The sequence below is a fragment of the Sphingomonas taxi genome, assembly GCF_000764535.1.
Classification (GTDB): Bacteria; Pseudomonadota; Alphaproteobacteria; order Sphingomonadales; family Sphingomonadaceae; genus Sphingomonas; species Sphingomonas taxi.
Map to the genome: position 1 here is coordinate 1,427,675 of NZ_CP009571.1, position 15,884 is coordinate 1,443,558.

The window sequence follows — 15,884 nt, forward strand, 5'->3', positions numbered from 1 at the left end:
CGGCGGCACGACGCAACAATCCTCCCCCGGCCTGCGGATGGGGGTGGAATACGGGCCGCTGCTCGTCTTCTTCGCGGTCAATTTCCTGTTCCCCGCGAGCCTCGCGATGCGGATCGTCGCGTCGGGAACGGGCTTCCTCTCCGATCTCGACCGCGCCGGCGCGCTGGTGATCGCCAAGGTGATCGTCGCGACCACCGCCTTCGTCATCGCCACCGTGATCGCGATGGTGGTGTCCAAGTCGAAGCTCGGCACGATCTCGCCGATGCTATGGATTTCGGGCGGGTTCGTCGTGGTGTTCGGCGGGCTGACCGTCTGGTTCCACGACCCCCGCTTCATCCAGATGAAGCCGAGCTTCGTCTACGGCATGTTTGCCGCCGTCCTCGCCTTCGGGCTCATCACCGGGCGGCCGCTGTTGCAGGGCCTGCTCGGCACCGCCTATCCGGGGCTGGATGCGCAAGGGTGGCGCAAGCTGACGCGCAACTGGGCGCTGTTCTTCGTCGCCATGGCCGCGCTCAACGAGGCGGTGTGGCGGAACACCAACTGGGATTTCTGGGTCGGGTTCAAATTGTGGGGAGCAATTCCGCTCACCCTGCTGTTCGCCTTCGCGAATATCCCGATGCTGCTGCGGCACGGGTTGAACACGGACGACCCGCAGGCGGGCATTCCGCCGGAGTGAAAATCCTCCCCGGCACGGGGAGGGGGACCGCCGGCGAAGCCGGTGGTGGAGGGGGATCGCCACGCAGCACACCGTTTGCGGAAACCCCCCTCCACCAGCCTGCGGCTGGTCCCCCTCCCCGCCAAGCGGGGAGGAGCTGAAGGTTACGCCGCGTCGAAGCGCTTGCCGGCCTCGTCCCAGTTCACCACGTCCCACCACGCCTTGAGATAGCCCGGCCGGTCGTTCTTGTAGGTGAGGTAATAAGCGTGTTCCCACACGTCGTTGCCGAGGATGGGCGTACCCTTGTCCTTGGCGTCGTCCATCAGCGGATTGTCCTGATTGGGCGTCGAGGTGACCTTGAGCGCGCCGCTCGCATCCTTGATGACCCAAGCCCAGCCGGAGCCGAACTGGCCCGCACCCTTGGTGTTGAAGTCTTCCTTCAGCTTGTCGAGCCCGCCATAGGCGTCGATCGCGTCCTTGAGCGCGCCCGACGGCTGCGTCGAGCCCTTGGGGCCCATGATCTTCCAGAAGAAATCGTGGTTCCAATAGCCGCCGCCATTGTTGCGGACGAGCGGCGGCAGCGACGAGATGCGGCCGAGGATGTCCTCGATCGACAGGCCTTCGAGGCTGGAGTCGGCGGCGACGCCCTCGTTGAGCTTCGCGGTATAGGCTGCGTGATGCTTGTCGTGGTGGAAGGTCATCGTTTCCTTGGAGATGACCGGTTCCAGCGCGTCATAGTCATACGGCAGCGGCGGCAGTTCGAATGCCATGGGAAAGGCTCCTCTTGGATAGGGACGATGTCGTCCCCGCGTTAACGCAAAAGCCGGCCTAACGCTCCCGCCCCGTTACGCAAGCGTCACGAACCCGTCGCGTTGATAAGCTCGTGTCGCCGCAGCGCGTGGCGGAGCTGGTCGTAGCTGAGGCCGAGCGCCTCGGCGGTGGCGCGCTGGTTGAAGCGATGCTCGGCGAGCGCACGGGCGAGCAATTCGCGCTCGAAACTGGCGACGCGCGACTTGAAGTCGGACGGGCCGGCGTCGCAGGCGGCGACCGGACTGTCCTCGGGCTCCTGCCGGTTCGGTGCGGGCGCGTCGGCGGCGGGCGCCTTGCTCGGGCCGCCGCCGGGGCCGCCCTGCGGCCGGAACGGCGAGGCGAAGGGGTCGATCTCGATCCCGTCGACCGGCCCGTCGCTCGCCCAGCGATAGACCGCGCGCTCGACGACGTTGCGCAGCTCGCGGACGTTGCCGGGCCAGCGGTAATTGTGGAGCTGGTCGAGCGCGCGCGGGCCGAAGCCGGGCCAGCGGTCCCAGCCGATCTCCGACGCCATCCGCCGGCCGAAATGGTCGGCGAGCACCGCGATATCGCCCGAACGCGCGCGCAGCGGCGGCAGCGTCACCACCTCGAACGAGAGCCGGTCGAGCAGATCGGCGCGGAACTCGTGGCGATCGACCTTGTCGGGCAGATGCTCGTTGGTCGCGGCGACGATGCGGACATCGACGCGCAGCGGCCGCGACGACCCGATGCGCGTCACCTCGCCATATTCGACCGCGCGCAACAACCGGTCCTGCGCCGCCATCGACAGCGTCCCCAGTTCGTCGAGGAACAAGGTGCCGCGATGCGCCTCCTCGAAGCGGCCGGTGCGCGCCTTGGTCGCGCCGGTGAAGGCGCCCGCCTCATGGCCGAACAATTCCGCCTCGATCAGCGACTCGGGGAGCGCAGCGCAGTTCATCACCACCAGCGGCTGGTCCCAGCGCGGCGACAGGCGGTGGAGACGCTCGGCGACCAGTTCCTTGCCGGTGCCGCGCTCGCCGATCACCAGCACCGGCCGATCGAGCGCCGCCGCGCGGCTGGCACGTTCCAGCGCGTCCAGAAAGGCGCCCGATTGGCCGATGACTTGCGACGTTCGTTCCATCGCCAACATCTGGCGGAAAACGCCAACGTTACGCAAGCGTTCATCCGTGTTTTACAGACATAAGACACGATCGAAGCACGCAAATCCGCCATTTCTTGAATTGGCACGCTCCCTGCAATGCTCCTGGCATACCGCCACACGGTGGTGACAAGGTTCAGAATTCAGGAGGTTTCCATGTTCAAGTCCGAGATCGCTCGCAAGCTCGCCGCCATCGCCTGCACCGTCCTGTTCAGCGCCACCTGCGTCGCTGGCGCGGTCGGACCGGCGACCGGAGGGAGCCAGAGCGTGACGACCGCCCGCCAGACGGCGTAAAGCGGTTCCAAACCGGGGCGCACGCCAAACCGCCCCGGCCCGTATTCAGGAGCACCGATACCGATGGGCATTTTCTCCCGCACCCGTGACATCGTCGCCGCCAACTTCGCCGACCTGCTGGAAAAGGCCGAAGATCCGGCGAAGATGATCCGGATGATCATCCTCGAAATGGAGGAAACCCTGGTCGAGGTCCGCGCCTCCGCGGCGCGCACGATCGCCGACCAGAAGGAGATGCGGCGCCATATCAGCAAGCTGGAACAGTTGCAGGACAGCTGGACCGAAAAGGCCGAGCTGGCGCTGAGCAAGGACCGCGAGGACCTCGCCAAAGCGGCGCTGGTCGAGAAGCAGAAGGCCGCCGACATGGCCGAGCAGCTCAAGATCGAGGTCAAGGTGCTCGACGATGCACTGCGCGCGTCGGAAGAGGATATCGCCAAGCTGCAGAAGAAGCTGACCGAGGCGCGCACGAAGCAGTCGAACGTCCAGACCCGGCTGGAGAGCGCCAACAACCGCTACCGCCTGCGCGAGATGTATTCGGGGCCGAAGACGCACGAGGCGTTCAGCCGCTTCGACATCCTCGAACGCCGCGTCGACGACGCGGAGGGCCGTGCAGAAGCGCTGGGCCTGGGCGCGCCGAAGAGCCTCGAGGACGAGATCGCCGAGCTGCGCGCCAGCGACAAGGTCGACGCCGAGCTCGCCGCGCTCAAGGCGCGCATGAAGAAGGAGGATTGAGATGGACTTCGAAGGAGTTCTGGCGATCTTCCTAGCGCTGATCGGCCTGCCGTGGCTGATCTTCCACTACATCACCAAGTGGAAGCAGGCGCCGAAGATCACCGACGAGGACGAGAAGCTGCTCGACGAGATGTTCAATCTCGCCCGCCGCCTCGAAGACCGCCTCAACACCGTCGAGCGGATCGTCGCCGCCGACAATCCGGACTTCAAGCCGGGCCTCAATGCCCCGCACCAGTCCACCCCTTACCAGATCGACCGGAGGAACTGAGATGTCCGCCCGCACCAAATTCTACGTCGACAAGCAAGAAGGCAAGTGGCTCGGCGTCTGTGCCGGGATCGCGGACTACACCGGCTTCGACATCACGCTCGTCCGGGTTGCGATGATCGTGCTGACGCTGGCGACCTCGGGCTGGGTGTTCGTCGCTTATGTCGCGGCGGGCTGGCTGGCGCCGAAGAAGCCGCTCGGCCTCTACGAGACACAGGAAGACGCCAAATTCTGGCAGGGCGTCCGGACCAATCCCAAACGCTCCACCGCCGAGGTGCGCAGCAAGTTCCGCGACATCGACCGCCGGCTCGCCGACATCGAGCTGCATTACACCAGCCGCAACAGCCGGCTGGCCGAGGAAATCGACAGCCTGCGCTGAGCAACGACTCGGCGCGGCAGGGCTCAGGGAGAATCACGATGGACATGGGTTGGATGGTGCCGGTCGGCGTCGTCGGTGCGATCAGTGCGCGCCACGCCTTCACCACCTGGGTCAAGGCCAAGCATGGCTACCCGATCGAAGACGACAGCCGGCGCAGCCGCCGTCGCTGGCGCGGCGCCACCGGGGCCGAGGATATCGAGGCGGAGCGCAAGATCATGCTGCTCAGCAACGAGAACGACAAGCTGACCGGGCAGGTCAGCCGGCTGGAGGAACGGATCGCCGTCCTCGAACGCATCGCCACCGATCCCGCCGAGCGTACCGCCCGCGAGATCGAAGCGCTCCGCGACAAATAAGAAGGAACCGGAATCATGGGTCCCGATCACGTCTTCTGCATGGTCCTCGGCGCGGCGATCACGCTCGCCATCCAGTGGTACGGCCGCCGCAAGGTGCGGCAGGCGACCGTCTCCCCCGATCTGGAGGCGCGCCAAAACATCGACCTGCTCGACGCCGAGAACGCCCGCCGCATCGGCCAGATCGACCGGCTGCAGGAGCGGCTGGCGACGGTCGAGAGCATCGTCACCGACCGGGCGCACCGACTTGGCCACGAAATCGAACAATTGCGCGCCGGCTGAAAGGACTGACCGATGAACCCCATGATGATCCCCATCCTCGGCATCTGCTGCGGCCTGCTCGCGATCTTCGGCGGCGTCTTCGTCAAGCCGTGGTTCGCGCTCCAGCACCGCCGGATGGAGATCGAGGCGGACAAGGTCGCCGAAAAGGCCGCGCAATATGCCGCGCAGACCGAGCGGCTCGAAGAACGCGTCCGCGTGCTCGAACGCATCGTCACCGACCGCGGCGCCGATCTGGCGCAGGAGATCGAGGGGCTGCGCGATCCGCACGTCGGGCGCCTGCCGATCAACTGACCGACGCTACCCGCAACCACGATACCGACCGCCTCGCGCGCGAGGCACCGACCGACCGACGCGCCCCATGTTGGCGCGCGTCATCACCCACATCCGCAGCACCGCCGATCCCCACTTATGCGATCGAAGGCTGCGCGACCGCTAACGGAGGCCGATCATGACCGATCCCAACGTCTATCTCACCCTTTCGCTGGTGGCGCTGGCCGGGCTGGCGATGCTCGTCACCGCTTGCCTCTCGGGCTGGCGCGGCTGGCTGGCGCTCAAGCACCAGCAGCTCGACGCACAGGCGCCGATCGCGGCCGGCCCCTCCGCTGGCTCGCGGATCGAGATCGCCGATCTGAAGGAGCGCATCCGCAAGCTGGAGGCGATCGCGGCGGGGGTGGATCTGTAACGGGAAGTCCTCCCCCCACCCACCGTCGTCATCCCCGCGAAGGCGGGGATGACGAAGAGGGAATAGGCGGGACTTACGGCCCGACGGTTGCCCCTCCCCGTCCCCGCCTGTACCGCGCAGGGCATGACCAGCATCGCCGACATTCGCGACGAATACGACTTCCTCGATCCCGACGATCGCTATCGCCTGTTGATCGATCTCGGCCGCTCGCTGGAGCCGATGCCCGAGGCGTTGAAGACCGAGGCGACGTTGGTACGCGGCTGTTCGGCGTCGGTCTGGGTCTATCCGACGCGGCGCGACGACGGCACGCTCCACTTCCTCGCCGACAGCAACGCCGCGATCACCAAGGGCATCATCGCGCTGGTGCTGCTCACCGTGCAGGACGGCTCGCCGACAGCGATCGCCGGCGCGGATATCGAGGGCGAGCTGGCGCCGTTCGATCTGAAGAACCAGCTCAGCTCGAACCGGACGCAGGGCATTCCCAACATGATCGCGCTGATCCGGGAGACCGCGGCGCGCTACGTCTGATTGCGGGCGGCGGGGGCCGGCCCCGCCGCCAGCCGCGCCGTCAGTTCGGCGACATCGGCGTCCTTCGGCACCACCAGCCACGTGCCGGGCGCGCGACCGTCGATCATCGCCACCGCATTGCGCGGGCACAGGCCGAGGCAGCGCGTCTCGACCACGCCGAGTGTCGCCTTGCGCCCCTTGCCCACGCCGAGGATCTTACGCAGCAGCTTGGCGAGCGGCGTGCGCCCCTTCTTGCCGAAACCGCCGTCGAGCTTCTTCGAACATTTGCCGCAGACGAGGATCGCGCCCTGCCAGGCGCTGGGGACCTGCTTCAGCGGGGGCGCCACTCGCGCCGCTCCTCTGCCGCGCGCAACACCTCATAGGCGGCCTGCACCGCCTGAAAGCGGACCGCGGCATTGCTGTCGCCGGGGCGGATGTCCGGATGGTTTTCCTTGGCGAGCTTGCGCCACGCCGTCTTCACCGCATCGAAGTCCGCGTCGGTGTCGAGGCCCAGCGCCTCGAGCGCATGCATCTCGTCGCGCGAGCGACTGCCGTCGCCCGAACCGCCCCAGGCATAATGGCTGGCATTGGCATAGCCCGATGCGGCGCTGGTTTCCGACGCCTCGCGACGCGCCGCCTCTTCCGCCGAAAGCCCCTCGAAATAATTCCAGCCGCGATTGTATTCGGCCGCGTGCGTCGCGCAGAAATACCAGCGATCCGGGCTGTTGGGCGACTTCGGCGCGGGGCAATTGCCCGGCTCGTCGCAGCCGTGGCGGTCGCAGATGCGCACCGTCGTCGTCTCGCGGCCCGAGCCATAGCCGCGCCAGCGCGGAAACCCCCAATCGTTCGAACGAGATGTGCTGCGCGCCATCGGGACCACATAAGCCTTGGGCGGCGCGGCGCAACGGGGGCATGATGTCAGAGGGTCTGTAAGCCGGGTTCTGTCCACCCCCTTGCGGAGGATAGGCGACCATTCCTCTAGGACGACGCTCGCGCGCCGCCTCAAGCAACCAACCCGGGCGACGAGCTGAAACGAAGCCCATGTGCCGCCCCTATTCGGTCTTGCTCCCGGTGGGGTTTGCCGTGCCGCCCCTGTTACCAGGCGCGCGGTGCGCTCTTACCGCACCCTTTCACCGTGGCGTGGCCGAAGCCGGCGCCGTCTGCTCTCTGTGGCACTTTCCCTGGGGTCGCCCCCGCCGGGCGTTACCCGGCACCGTCGTTCCGCGGAGCCCGGACTTTCCTCGCGTATCTCAAGAGATACCCGCGGCCGCCCGACCCTCTGACGTGACACCCCCTACTCATCCCCCTGCGGTTTGGGAAGCAATAGCGCGAGCAGGATCATGCGGCATTCGGCGTCGATCTCGCCATCGACGAGTTCGGGGCGGTAGCGGCGCTGGAACGCCATGATCGCCGCCATCGGATCGCTGACGTCATAGCCGAAGCGTTCAAGCGCGAGCAGGAAGCCGCCCTGCGGCCACATCGGGTCCATCAGATTGCGGGTCGGCCGCGGCAGCGCGAGCCGCAGCTTGGCGAGGCGATACCAGGGGAACAGCTCGCCGGGATCGCGCTTGCGCGCGGGTGCGATGTCCGAATGGCCGACGATATTGCCGCGGGTGATGCCGTGGCGGGCCTTGATCGCCGCGACCAGCGGGATCAGCGCGTCGATCTGCTCCTCGGTGAAGGGACGATAGCCCCATTCGTGGCCGGGGTTGACGATCTCGATCCCGACGCTCGCCGAATTGATGTCGGTGATGCCGCGCCAATGCGAGCGACCGGCATGCCAGGCGCGCATCGCCTCGTCGACCAGCCGGCAGACGGTGCCGTCCTCCTCGACCAGATAATGCGCGGATACCTTCGCCTCGGGATCGCGCAGCCGTGCCAGCGCCGACGGCCCGTCCTGCATGCCGGTATAATGCAGCACGATCATGGTGATCGGCAGCGACCGCTCGTCGAAGTTCGGCGAGGGCGTCTCGAGGATTGTCATCCGCGCAGCCTAGCGAAGCCCGAACGGACGCGTAAGGGGGATCAGGCGGCGGCGCGGGCGGCGGTGCGTTGGTACAGCCCGCGCAGGGCCCGGCTCGGCTCGAACGCGCTCGTCTGGCCGATCACCGTCTCGCCCGCGCCGAGCGCCAGCGTGCCGCCCGGCCGGATCGCCGCCGCGAAGCGCGCGAACACCTCGCTCTTGGCGGCCACGGAGAGGTAGAGCAGCACGTTGCGGCACAGGATCACGTCGAACGCGCCAGGCGGCGGCGGTTCGGCGACGAGATTGTGGCGGCGCACCGTCACCAGCCGGGTCAGTTCGGGCTTGGCGACCCAGTCGCCGCCGTCGGCGTAGAACCAGCGGACCATCCGCCGGATCGGCAGGCCGCGCTGGATCTCGAATTGCGTGTAGCGGCCGGCGCGGGCGCGGGTGACCGCCGCCTCCGACACGTCGGTCGCGACGATCTCGGGCACCGCCGCGCCGCCCTCCGCCCGTTCGGCGAACAGCATCGCCAGCGACAAGGGCTCCTGCCCGGTCGAACAGCCGGCACACCAGATACGCGGCCGGCGCCCCGCCGCCTCGGCAGCGGCGACCGCCTCCAGCACCAGATCGAAGATCGGCGCGTCGCGGAAGAAGGAGGTCTCCTGATTGACCAGCGCATTGACGATCTGGTCGCCGACCCGCGCATCCTGGCCGTCGAGCAGCAAGGTGACGAGCTGGTCGAGCGTGTCGAGCCGGCGTTCGCGCAGCAAGGGCTTGAGCGCGGTATCGATCCGCCACGAGCGATAGCTGGCGATCTGCTGGCCGGTGCGGGCCTCGAGCAAGGCGCTGAAGACGTTGAGGGCAACCTGGGAGATTGCGGGCGGAGCGGCGGGGCGCGGCGCGGCGGTCATGGCCGCCGCCGCGCCGCGGCGAGGCGGCCGATCGCGTCGGGGGGCAGCACCGCATCGGCGCTGCCGCCGTCGGCGACCGCGCCCGGCATGCCCCAGATCACCGAACTCGCCTGGTCCTGCACCAGCACGCATCCGCCGGCCTGACGGACCAGCCGTGCGCCCTCGGCGCCGTCGCGGCCCATGCCGCTCAACACCACCGCCAGCATGCGCGCGCCGAAGACCTCGGCCAGCGAGGCGAACATCGGATCGACCGAGGGCGTGCAGCCGCTCGCGGCGGCATCGTGGGTCAGGCGGATCGCCGCCGATCCGTCGCCGAGCGCCACGCAGCGCATATGCGCGTCGCCGGGCGCGACGATGATCCGGCCGGGCCGCAGCCGCAACCGGTCGATCGCGACCTCGCACGGGCGGTTGCCGATCACCGCGAGCTGCGCGGCGAAATAGGGCATGAACGAGGCCGGCAGATGCTGGGTGATGAGGATCGGCAGGCGAAAGGTCGCCGGGATTTGCGCGAGCAGCGCGCTGAGCGCGTGGATGCCGCCGGTCGACGCGCCGATCGCCATCACGTCATATTCGTCGGCCGCCGGCACGGCGCGCGGGACCGGCGTGGCGGCGGTGCGCAGCGGCACCACGGCAGGCGCCGGCCGGCCGGCGCAGGCAACGCTGGCGAGCCGGTCGAGCTTGTCGATCAGGATCTCGCCGAACTGGCCCAGCCGCTCGCCGCTCGCCGGCTTGAAGACGGTATCGGTCGCGCCGAGCGCCAGCGCCTGGACGGTGGTCGCGGCGCCCTCGGCGGCCTGGCCGGAGACGACGAGGACGTTCGCCCCCTGCCCCGCCGCGATCAGGCCGGGCAAGGCGGTGAGGCCGTCGACGCCGGGCATCTGCACGTCGAGCAGCACGAACTGGACGCGCTCGCGGGCGAGCACCGCCAGCGCCGCGGAGGCGGTGCTGACGCTGGCGACCACCACATAGCGGTCGGTCGCGGCGATGATCCGTTCCATCACCGCACGCGCGACCGCCGAATCGTCGACGATGAGCACGCGCGCGGGCGAGCGGCGGCCCGCTGCGGCGTCCGGCTGGTGGAGGGGATGGGCGGCGGTGGCCATGGCAGGGCTCCCGCCCGTCAGGCCATGCCGACGATCTGGAGCTTCGATTCGAGCGTGTCGCGGTCGAACGGCTTCATCACATATTCGTCCGCCCCCGCCTCGATCGCGGCGCGGATATAGGCCATGCCGTTCTCGGTGGTGCAGAACACCACCTTGGGGCGCGAGGCGATCGGTGCCTCGCGCAGCGCGCGCAGGAAATCCATGCCGCTCATCACCGGCATGTTCCAGTCGAGCAGGATTACGTCCGGCGGCGAGGCGAGGCAGGCGTCCAGCGCCTCACGGCCGTCGCACGCCTCCGCCACGGTGAAATCGAGCGTCTCCAAAATGTGGCGCGCGACCTTCCGGATCACCTTCGAATCGTCGACTACGAGGCACGTCTTCATGGATAAGCCTTTTTACCAGCGATGACCGCTGCTTGGCATGATGGCAGCGAAGCGTAAGCGTCGCGTTAAGCGGCCAGCACCTGTTGCGGGACGAGAGCGGCGAGATCGACGATCAGCAACGGTTCGCCGTCCCGCTCTACCAGCCCGACGCCGACCTGCGCCCAGCCGCGATCGAGCGCGAGGCCGGGCGACAGCGGCTGGCGATCGAAGACGGACACGTCCTCCAGCTCGTCGACCAGAACCGCATAATGATGGCCGTCGATCCGCGTGATCACCGCGCGCCGCGCCGAATCGGGGGTCGGATCGAGGCCGAGCGCGGTGCCGGTGTCGATGACGGTGACCACCCGGCTGCGCAGCGCGACCAGCCCGCGCACCGCGGCCTCCGCACGGGGCACCGCGACGATCTCGGCGATGTCGACCACCGAATCGACTTGGCTGGTCTCGATGGCGACGCCGCGGCCGGCGATCTGCGCGATCAGGAACAAGCCCATCAGCGGCCTCCCACGGCATGCGCCAGCGCGTCGAGCAGCGCCGGCCGGTCGTAACGATAGATGCTCGCGGGATCGCCGGCGTCGTGACGCTCCTGACGCAGCCGCACGACGTTGCGCGCGGCGGCAGGGGCGATCGCGACGTCGTCCATGACGAGTGCGACATCGGCCGGGCCGTCCGGCGGCGGCTGCATCACGCAGCGATAGCCGAGCGCCTCCAGCATCGGCCGCAGGAACGTCTCCATCCAGCCGCCGGCATCGGGTTGCAGCCAGCACAGACGATCACCGGCGAGCGGTTGCAGCGCACCGGCGAACAGCGCATGCGCATCGAGCAATTCGACCTGCTCGCCATCGATCATCACCACCCCGGCGACCGGCCCGACACCGCGCGCGGGCGCAACCTCGGTCGGCAGCTGGACGATCTCGACCGGCTCGTGGATCGCATAGGCGATCTCGGCGACGCCATCGGTCAGGCGCAGCACCGGCACGTCGCGGCGATCGCCGATCGGCGCGACGGAATAGAGCGGTACCAGACTGCCGCCGATCGCCAGCCGCAACTGGCCGCCGGTACGACGGATCGTCTCGGTCGAGACCGGCTCGACGCGGTCGATCGCGGCGAGCGGCAGCACGCGGCGCTGGCCGTCGAGATCCTCGAACATCAGCGCAAGCACGCCGGGCGCCGCCGCGGCGACCGCAACGTCCTGCTCGGCGGCGAGGCCGTGCAGGAAGCGCAGGCCGGCGACCGCGGCGATGCCGGATGCGTCGAGCAGCAGCATCGGCAGGCCCGAATCGGGCAACGTATGGCCGGCATAGACGCCGGTCGCCATCACCGCCGGCGCGGCGGGCTTCACCACCAGTTCCTCGGTATCGATGACGTGATCGATCGCCAGCGCGTAATCGCCGTCGCGGGTGGAGACGATCGCCAGCGTCGTCTCGCCGCCGTCGCCGATGCCGAGCAGCCGGCCGAGCGACACCAAAGGCAGCCGCCGGCCGCGGACCGTCGCCACCTCGGCATCGCCGACGGTGTCGATCCGCACCGATTCGCCGCGCACGCGCAGGATCTCGTCGACCGACTGGCGCGCGATCGCGAAGCGCTGGTCGCCGACGCCGACGACGATCGTCGACATGATCGACAGCGTCAGCGGCACCGCGATGACGATCGTCAGCCCCTGCCCCGGCCGGCTGGCGAGCTGGATACGCCCGCCGATATGTTCGATGTTGGAGCGCACCACGTCCATGCCGACGCCGCGGCCGGAGATGGCGGTGACGGTGTCGCGGCTCGACAGGCCGGCGTGGAAGACGAGATCGAGCCGCGCCGCGGCGTCCATGCCGGCGAGCGCGGCATCGGTGACCAGCCCCTGCGCCCGCGCCTTGGCGGCGAGCCGGTCGACGTCGATGCCACGGCCGTCGTCGGCGATCTCGACCAGGATCTGGTTGCCCGACTGGCGCGCCGAGACGAACAGCCGGCCGATATCGGGCTTGCCCGCGGCACGCCGCTCGGCGGGGCGCTCGATGCCGTGATCGACCGCGTTGCGGATGATGTGGACCAGCGGATCGCGCATCAGCTCGATCATTTCGCGGTCGAGCTCGACGTCGGCGCCGTCGATGCTGAGCGCCACCTGCTTGCCGAGTTCGCCGGCGGTATCGCGCACCATCCGCGGCAGCGCCGAGAAGAGCGCGTCGATCCGCTGCATCCGCGTGCGCGTGACGGTGTCGCGCATGTCGGAAACGGTCAACGACAGCCGTTCCAGTGCCGCCTCGACCAGGGGATCGACCTGTTCGTCGCGCAGCCGGCGGGCGAGTTCGTTGCGCGCCAGCACCATCTCCGACATACCGCTCATCATCCGGTCGAGCAGGTCGACGTTGAGGCGGACCGAACGGCTGCTGGCGCGGACCATCGCGGCGGGCTGAACCTGTGCGACGGGCCGTGCGTCCTCGGCGAGCGCGGCGATCAGCAGATCCTCGCTGGAATCGTCGAGCGCCGTGCCCGAATCGATCGCCTCGACCAGTTCGCCGATGCGATCGACGATCGCGAGCACCGCATCGACCAGCAACGTGTCGGGCACGCGCTTGCCGTCGCGCACCGCGGCGAGCACGTCCTCGGCGGCGTGACTGAGCCGCGCCAGCCGCGGCAGATCGAGAAATCCGCAGCTGCCCTTCACCGTATGGACGAAGCGGAAGATCGCATCGAGCCGCGCCCGATCGGTCGGCGCCGCCTCCCACGCGACGATCTCCCCCGAGAGCGCCTCGAGCGTCTCGCGGGTCTCGGCGATGAATTCCTGTAAAAGGTCGTCCATGGGTCCCCGGCAGTTCGTTACGGCTCATGGGGGGAGACAGGTTAAGGCGGCGTTTAGTCGTCGGGAGCGTGTATCGCGGAGGACGCGGGACCTATTCGAATGTCCGTAATGTCGGCGGATCAACACCGTGTTCCTGCGAAAGCAGGAACCCAGGGCCAAGCAGGACAACAACTTACGGCATACGGAACCCTGGGCTCCTGCGTTCGCAGGAGCACTGGCGGACTTTGCCGAGGTCGCGCGCAGGCTTCACCCGACCGATGCGATGCGCCGCCGCTTACACAAAAGGCACACAGAGGCCGGCTATCCTGCGCGGATGGGGACCACGCCAGCTTGTGATGGCCGGACGCGATCGGCGCTGGCGGCGGCAGTCTCGCCCTATCTGCTCGCGCATTTCGCCAAGAGCCAATTGTGGCATGCCAGCACCTTGCTGTTCGGCTTCTTCCTCACCGAGGCCTGTGGCCTGAACGCTTCGGCGATGAGCCTGGTGATGGCCGCGACGCTCGCGCTCAACGGCGTGGTCGATGCGGCTCTGGGGGTCCACTGGCGCGGGCGGATGGTCGGTCTCGCCGGCGCGGCGCGGTTGCAGCTTGGCGCCACGCCGGCGACCTGCCTGTTCTTCCTGTCGTTCTGCGCGACGCCATTGCTCGGGGCGGAACTGCGGCTGCCGTGGGCGCTGGCGACGTTGCTGGGGTTCCGCGTCGCCTATCCGTTCATCGACGTGCCGCAGAATGCGATGGTCGCGCTGGCGCCGCTCGACGAGGACGGGCGCTGCACGCTGCTCGCGCGGCGCAACGTCGCCTCGGGGCTTGCGAGCATCGCGGTCGGTGGCTGCGGCGGGCCGCTGCTGATCCACGGCCATGCCGATCTGCCGTGGCTGGCGTGGGCGACGACCCTGTCGCTGCTGGTCTGCGCGACCGGCTGGTGGCTGGCCCGCGCGCCGGTCACCGGGGTCGCAGGGCCGCCGGCGCGGCGCGACGGGGACGGTAACGGGGCGGCCCTGCGCTTCACGACGATCCTCGCCGCGTTGACGGTGATGGTGGCGGCGAGTTCGTTGTTCCGCGCGCTCGAGCCGTATTATGCCGCTTATGCCGCGGGGGGTGTCGGGCTGCTGCTGTGGGCGGGGATCGGCGGGCTCGTCAGCCAGCCGGCGTGGCTCGCCTGCCGGCGCCGGGTGCGGACCAGCGGCGCCTTGGGCGCGGCGGCGCTGGCGTTGCTGCTCGCCGCGCTGATCCTGCTCGGCCCGCTGCGGACCACGGCGGCGGGCGTGATCCTCGCCGGGCTCGGCTTCGGTGCGGGGACGAGCGGCCTGTGGCTGATGCTATGGGCGGCGATGATGCACCGCGCTGCGGCGGGCGGCGCGACCGGCTATGTCGGCGTCTTCACCTGCGTGTCGAAGCTGGCGCAGGCGGCAGCGATGCTGCTGCTCGGCCATGTCCTCGCCGGCTCCGCCTATCGCGATACGCTCACCGATCCGCACTCGCCGCCGTCGCTGCTGATCGTCGCGGCGCTTTCGACGCTGGCGGCGACGTGCGTCGCGCTGGCGCTCGCCTGCCGACACCGCGCGGCGTCCGGCGCGAGACTGCGGGCGGCGGTCAGCGGCAGCTAGGCGATTCGGTGCCGTCGGTCCCGAACCGCCAGATCGTCGTCTGCCGATAGGTCTGGCCCGGTCGCAGGATCGTCGTCGGGAATTGCGGATGATGCGGACTGTCGGAGACGTGCTGCATCTCCAGCGCGACGCCGTCGCCGGGCTGGTAGACGTGGCCGCTCGGGCCGGCGTCGCTGCCGTCGATATAGCCGCCGGTATAGACCTGCACCGACGGCTCGGTCGTCTCGATCGTCAGCGTCCGGCCCGACGCCGGATCGATCAGCCGCGCCACCGGCGCGAGCGTCCCGACGGGCTTGTCGAACAGCCAGGCGTGATTGTAGCCGCGACCCTTGAGCACCGGGCTGGCGATCCGCTCGCCGATGCGGCGCGGGCAGCGGAAGTCCATCGGCGTATCGGCGACCGGCGCCAGCGCGCCGGTCGGGATGCCGCCGGCATCGGTGACGATCGCTTGCGCCGCCTTGAGCTGCAGCCACTGGCCGAACACGCTGCCGCTGCCCTCGCCCGCGAGATTGAAATAGCTGTGATTGGTGATGTTGAGCGCGGTCGGCCGGGTGGTGCGCGCGGTATAGTCGATGTGCAGCGCATTGTCGGCGGCGAGCCGGTAGCGCACCGTCACCGTCAGGCGGCCCGGAAAATTCTGGAAGCCGTCGGCACTGACCAACGTAAAGGTCGCACGGTCGCCGCCCGATCGGCGGCTCAAGCGCCAGTCTGCGGTGTCGAAGCCGAACGGGCCGCCGCCATGCAGCGCGTTGGCGCCGTCGTTGGCGACCAGGCTCACCGGCCGGCCATCGATCGCGAAGCGCGCGCCGGCGATCCGCCCGGCATAGCGCCCGATCGTCGCGCCGAACCCGTTCTTGCGGATCTTGGTCCGATAATCCGCGGCCCTGGGATAGCCGAGCACGACATTGGCGACGCGGCCGGTCCGGTCGGGCACCTCGATCGCGGTCACGATCGCACCCTGCGGGATCAGGCGGACCGCCATCCCCTTGCCGTTGCGCAGCGTGATCGTCGGATCGGCCGGGGTCGGCGCGGTGGCGGCGACGAGGAGCAGGAGAAGCATCAC

22 protein-coding genes and 1 other RNA gene are annotated in these 15,884 nt (G+C 69.0%); 11 read left to right on the top strand and 12 right to left on the bottom strand.

Translation table 11 applies throughout. From position 1 onward, the window contains the following. Positions 1-37: 37 nt before the first annotated feature. The gene (locus tag MC45_RS06340) at positions 38-676 is read left to right on the top strand and encodes an inner membrane-spanning protein YciB (RefSeq protein ID WP_038666646.1); all 639 of its coding nucleotides are present in this window, start codon (positions 38-40) and stop codon (positions 674-676) included. Positions 677-819: 143 nt separating this feature from the next. Here the strand turns inward: MC45_RS06340 and MC45_RS06345 are convergent, their stop codons facing one another. Both MC45_RS06345 and pspF read right to left on the bottom strand, forming a co-directional pair. Beyond that, complete coding sequence (locus tag MC45_RS06345) at positions 820-1,425, bottom strand: superoxide dismutase (protein ID WP_038660913.1); 606 nt, start codon at positions 1,423-1,425, stop codon at positions 820-822. Between the two features lie 86 nt (positions 1,426-1,511). Beyond that, the gene (pspF, locus tag MC45_RS06350; RefSeq protein ID WP_038666650.1) at positions 1,512-2,564 is read right to left on the bottom strand and encodes a phage shock protein operon transcriptional activator; all 1,053 of its coding nucleotides are present in this window, start codon (positions 2,562-2,564) and stop codon (positions 1,512-1,514) included. A gap of 174 nt (positions 2,565-2,738) precedes the next feature. Here pspF and MC45_RS19515 point away from each other — a divergent pair, with 174 nt between their 5' ends. The 9 genes from MC45_RS19515 to MC45_RS06395 all read left to right on the top strand — a co-directional run bounded on the left by MC45_RS19515 (position 2,739) and on the right by MC45_RS06395 (position 6,091). Continuing rightward, positions 2,739-2,876, top strand: a complete 138-nt coding sequence (locus MC45_RS19515; protein WP_169742524.1) for a hypothetical protein — start codon at positions 2,739-2,741, stop codon at positions 2,874-2,876. Positions 2,877-2,939: 63 nt separating this feature from the next. After that, entirely contained in the window at positions 2,940-3,605 is a 666-nt protein-coding gene (gene pspA, locus MC45_RS06360) for a phage shock protein PspA (protein ID WP_038660919.1), read from the top strand. Then, positions 3,601-3,873 carry an envelope stress response membrane protein PspB gene (gene pspB / locus MC45_RS06365; RefSeq protein ID WP_038660922.1) on the top strand — a complete coding sequence of 91 codons (273 nt, stop codon included), beginning with the start codon at positions 3,601-3,603 and terminating at the stop codon, positions 3,871-3,873. The genes pspA and pspB overlap by 5 nt, the downstream gene beginning before the upstream one ends. Position 3,874: 1 nt before the next feature. Then, a complete protein-coding gene (gene pspC, locus MC45_RS06370; RefSeq protein WP_038660925.1) occupies positions 3,875-4,249 on the top strand; it encodes an envelope stress response membrane protein PspC in 375 nt (124 codons plus the stop codon). A gap of 44 nt (positions 4,250-4,293) precedes the next feature. Continuing rightward, positions 4,294-4,602 (top strand): hypothetical protein, encoded by a 309-nt coding sequence (locus MC45_RS06375; RefSeq protein ID WP_038660928.1) that lies wholly within the window; start codon positions 4,294-4,296, stop codon positions 4,600-4,602. Positions 4,603-4,617: 15 nt separating this feature from the next. Next, entirely contained in the window at positions 4,618-4,881 is a 264-nt protein-coding gene (locus tag MC45_RS06380; protein WP_038660931.1) for a hypothetical protein, read from the top strand. 12 nt (positions 4,882-4,893) lie between these two features. After that, positions 4,894-5,172, top strand: a complete 279-nt coding sequence (locus MC45_RS06385; protein WP_038660933.1) for a hypothetical protein — start codon at positions 4,894-4,896, stop codon at positions 5,170-5,172. 157 nt (positions 5,173-5,329) lie between these two features. Next, the gene (locus tag MC45_RS06390; RefSeq protein WP_038660937.1) at positions 5,330-5,563 is read left to right on the top strand and encodes a hypothetical protein; all 234 of its coding nucleotides are present in this window, start codon (positions 5,330-5,332) and stop codon (positions 5,561-5,563) included. A 123-nt stretch (positions 5,564-5,686) separates the two neighbouring features. Then, complete coding sequence (locus MC45_RS06395; RefSeq protein WP_038660940.1) at positions 5,687-6,091, top strand: SufE family protein; 405 nt, start codon at positions 5,687-5,689, stop codon at positions 6,089-6,091. Here the strand turns inward: MC45_RS06395 and MC45_RS06400 are convergent. From MC45_RS06400 to MC45_RS06435, 9 genes are all read right to left on the bottom strand, one after another. After that, positions 6,082-6,417, bottom strand: coding sequence for a hypothetical protein (locus MC45_RS06400; protein WP_081974354.1), 336 nt, complete (start codon positions 6,415-6,417; stop codon positions 6,082-6,084). The two genes, MC45_RS06395 and MC45_RS06400, sit on opposite strands and share 10 nt — an antisense overlap. Then, the gene (locus MC45_RS06405; RefSeq protein ID WP_038666657.1) at positions 6,402-6,941 is read right to left on the bottom strand and encodes a J domain-containing protein; all 540 of its coding nucleotides are present in this window, start codon (positions 6,939-6,941) and stop codon (positions 6,402-6,404) included. The genes MC45_RS06400 and MC45_RS06405 overlap by 16 nt, the downstream gene beginning before the upstream one ends. Positions 6,942-6,984: 43 nt before the next feature. Further along, an RNA gene (gene rnpB, locus MC45_RS18670) (RNase P RNA component class A) lies at positions 6,985-7,353 on the bottom strand. Between the two features lie 11 nt (positions 7,354-7,364). After that, on the bottom strand, positions 7,365-8,054 hold the full coding sequence (locus tag MC45_RS06410) for an N-acetylmuramoyl-L-alanine amidase (protein ID WP_038660943.1): 690 nt from the start codon (positions 8,052-8,054) through the stop codon (positions 7,365-7,367). A 41-nt stretch (positions 8,055-8,095) separates the two neighbouring features. After that, entirely contained in the window at positions 8,096-8,944 is an 849-nt protein-coding gene (locus tag MC45_RS06415) for a CheR family methyltransferase (protein WP_081974355.1), read from the bottom strand. Continuing rightward, complete coding sequence (gene cheB, locus MC45_RS06420; RefSeq protein ID WP_052075540.1) at positions 8,941-10,047, bottom strand: chemotaxis-specific protein-glutamate methyltransferase CheB; 1,107 nt, start codon at positions 10,045-10,047, stop codon at positions 8,941-8,943. Before cheB ends, MC45_RS06415 begins: the two co-directional genes overlap by 4 nt. Before the next feature lie 17 nt (positions 10,048-10,064). After that, positions 10,065-10,430, bottom strand: coding sequence for a response regulator (locus tag MC45_RS06425; RefSeq protein ID WP_038660946.1), 366 nt, complete (start codon positions 10,428-10,430; stop codon positions 10,065-10,067). A gap of 65 nt (positions 10,431-10,495) precedes the next feature. Beyond that, positions 10,496-10,921, bottom strand: coding sequence for a chemotaxis protein CheW (locus MC45_RS06430; RefSeq protein ID WP_038660950.1), 426 nt, complete (start codon positions 10,919-10,921; stop codon positions 10,496-10,498). After that, positions 10,921-13,215, bottom strand: coding sequence for a chemotaxis protein CheA (locus MC45_RS06435; RefSeq protein ID WP_038660952.1), 2,295 nt, complete (start codon positions 13,213-13,215; stop codon positions 10,921-10,923). Before MC45_RS06435 ends, MC45_RS06430 begins: the two co-directional genes overlap by 1 nt. Before the next feature lie 313 nt (positions 13,216-13,528). Between MC45_RS06435 and MC45_RS06440 the strand changes: the two genes are divergently transcribed. Further along, positions 13,529-14,821 (top strand): MFS transporter, encoded by a 1,293-nt coding sequence (locus MC45_RS06440; protein ID WP_038660954.1) that lies wholly within the window; start codon positions 13,529-13,531, stop codon positions 14,819-14,821. On the opposite strand, the gene MC45_RS06445 is transcribed toward MC45_RS06440, so the two are convergent. Beyond that, entirely contained in the window at positions 14,808-15,881 is a 1,074-nt protein-coding gene (locus MC45_RS06445) for an aldose epimerase family protein (RefSeq protein ID WP_052075541.1), read from the bottom strand. The two genes, MC45_RS06440 and MC45_RS06445, sit on opposite strands and share 14 nt — an antisense overlap. Positions 15,882-15,884: the final 3 nt, after the last annotated feature.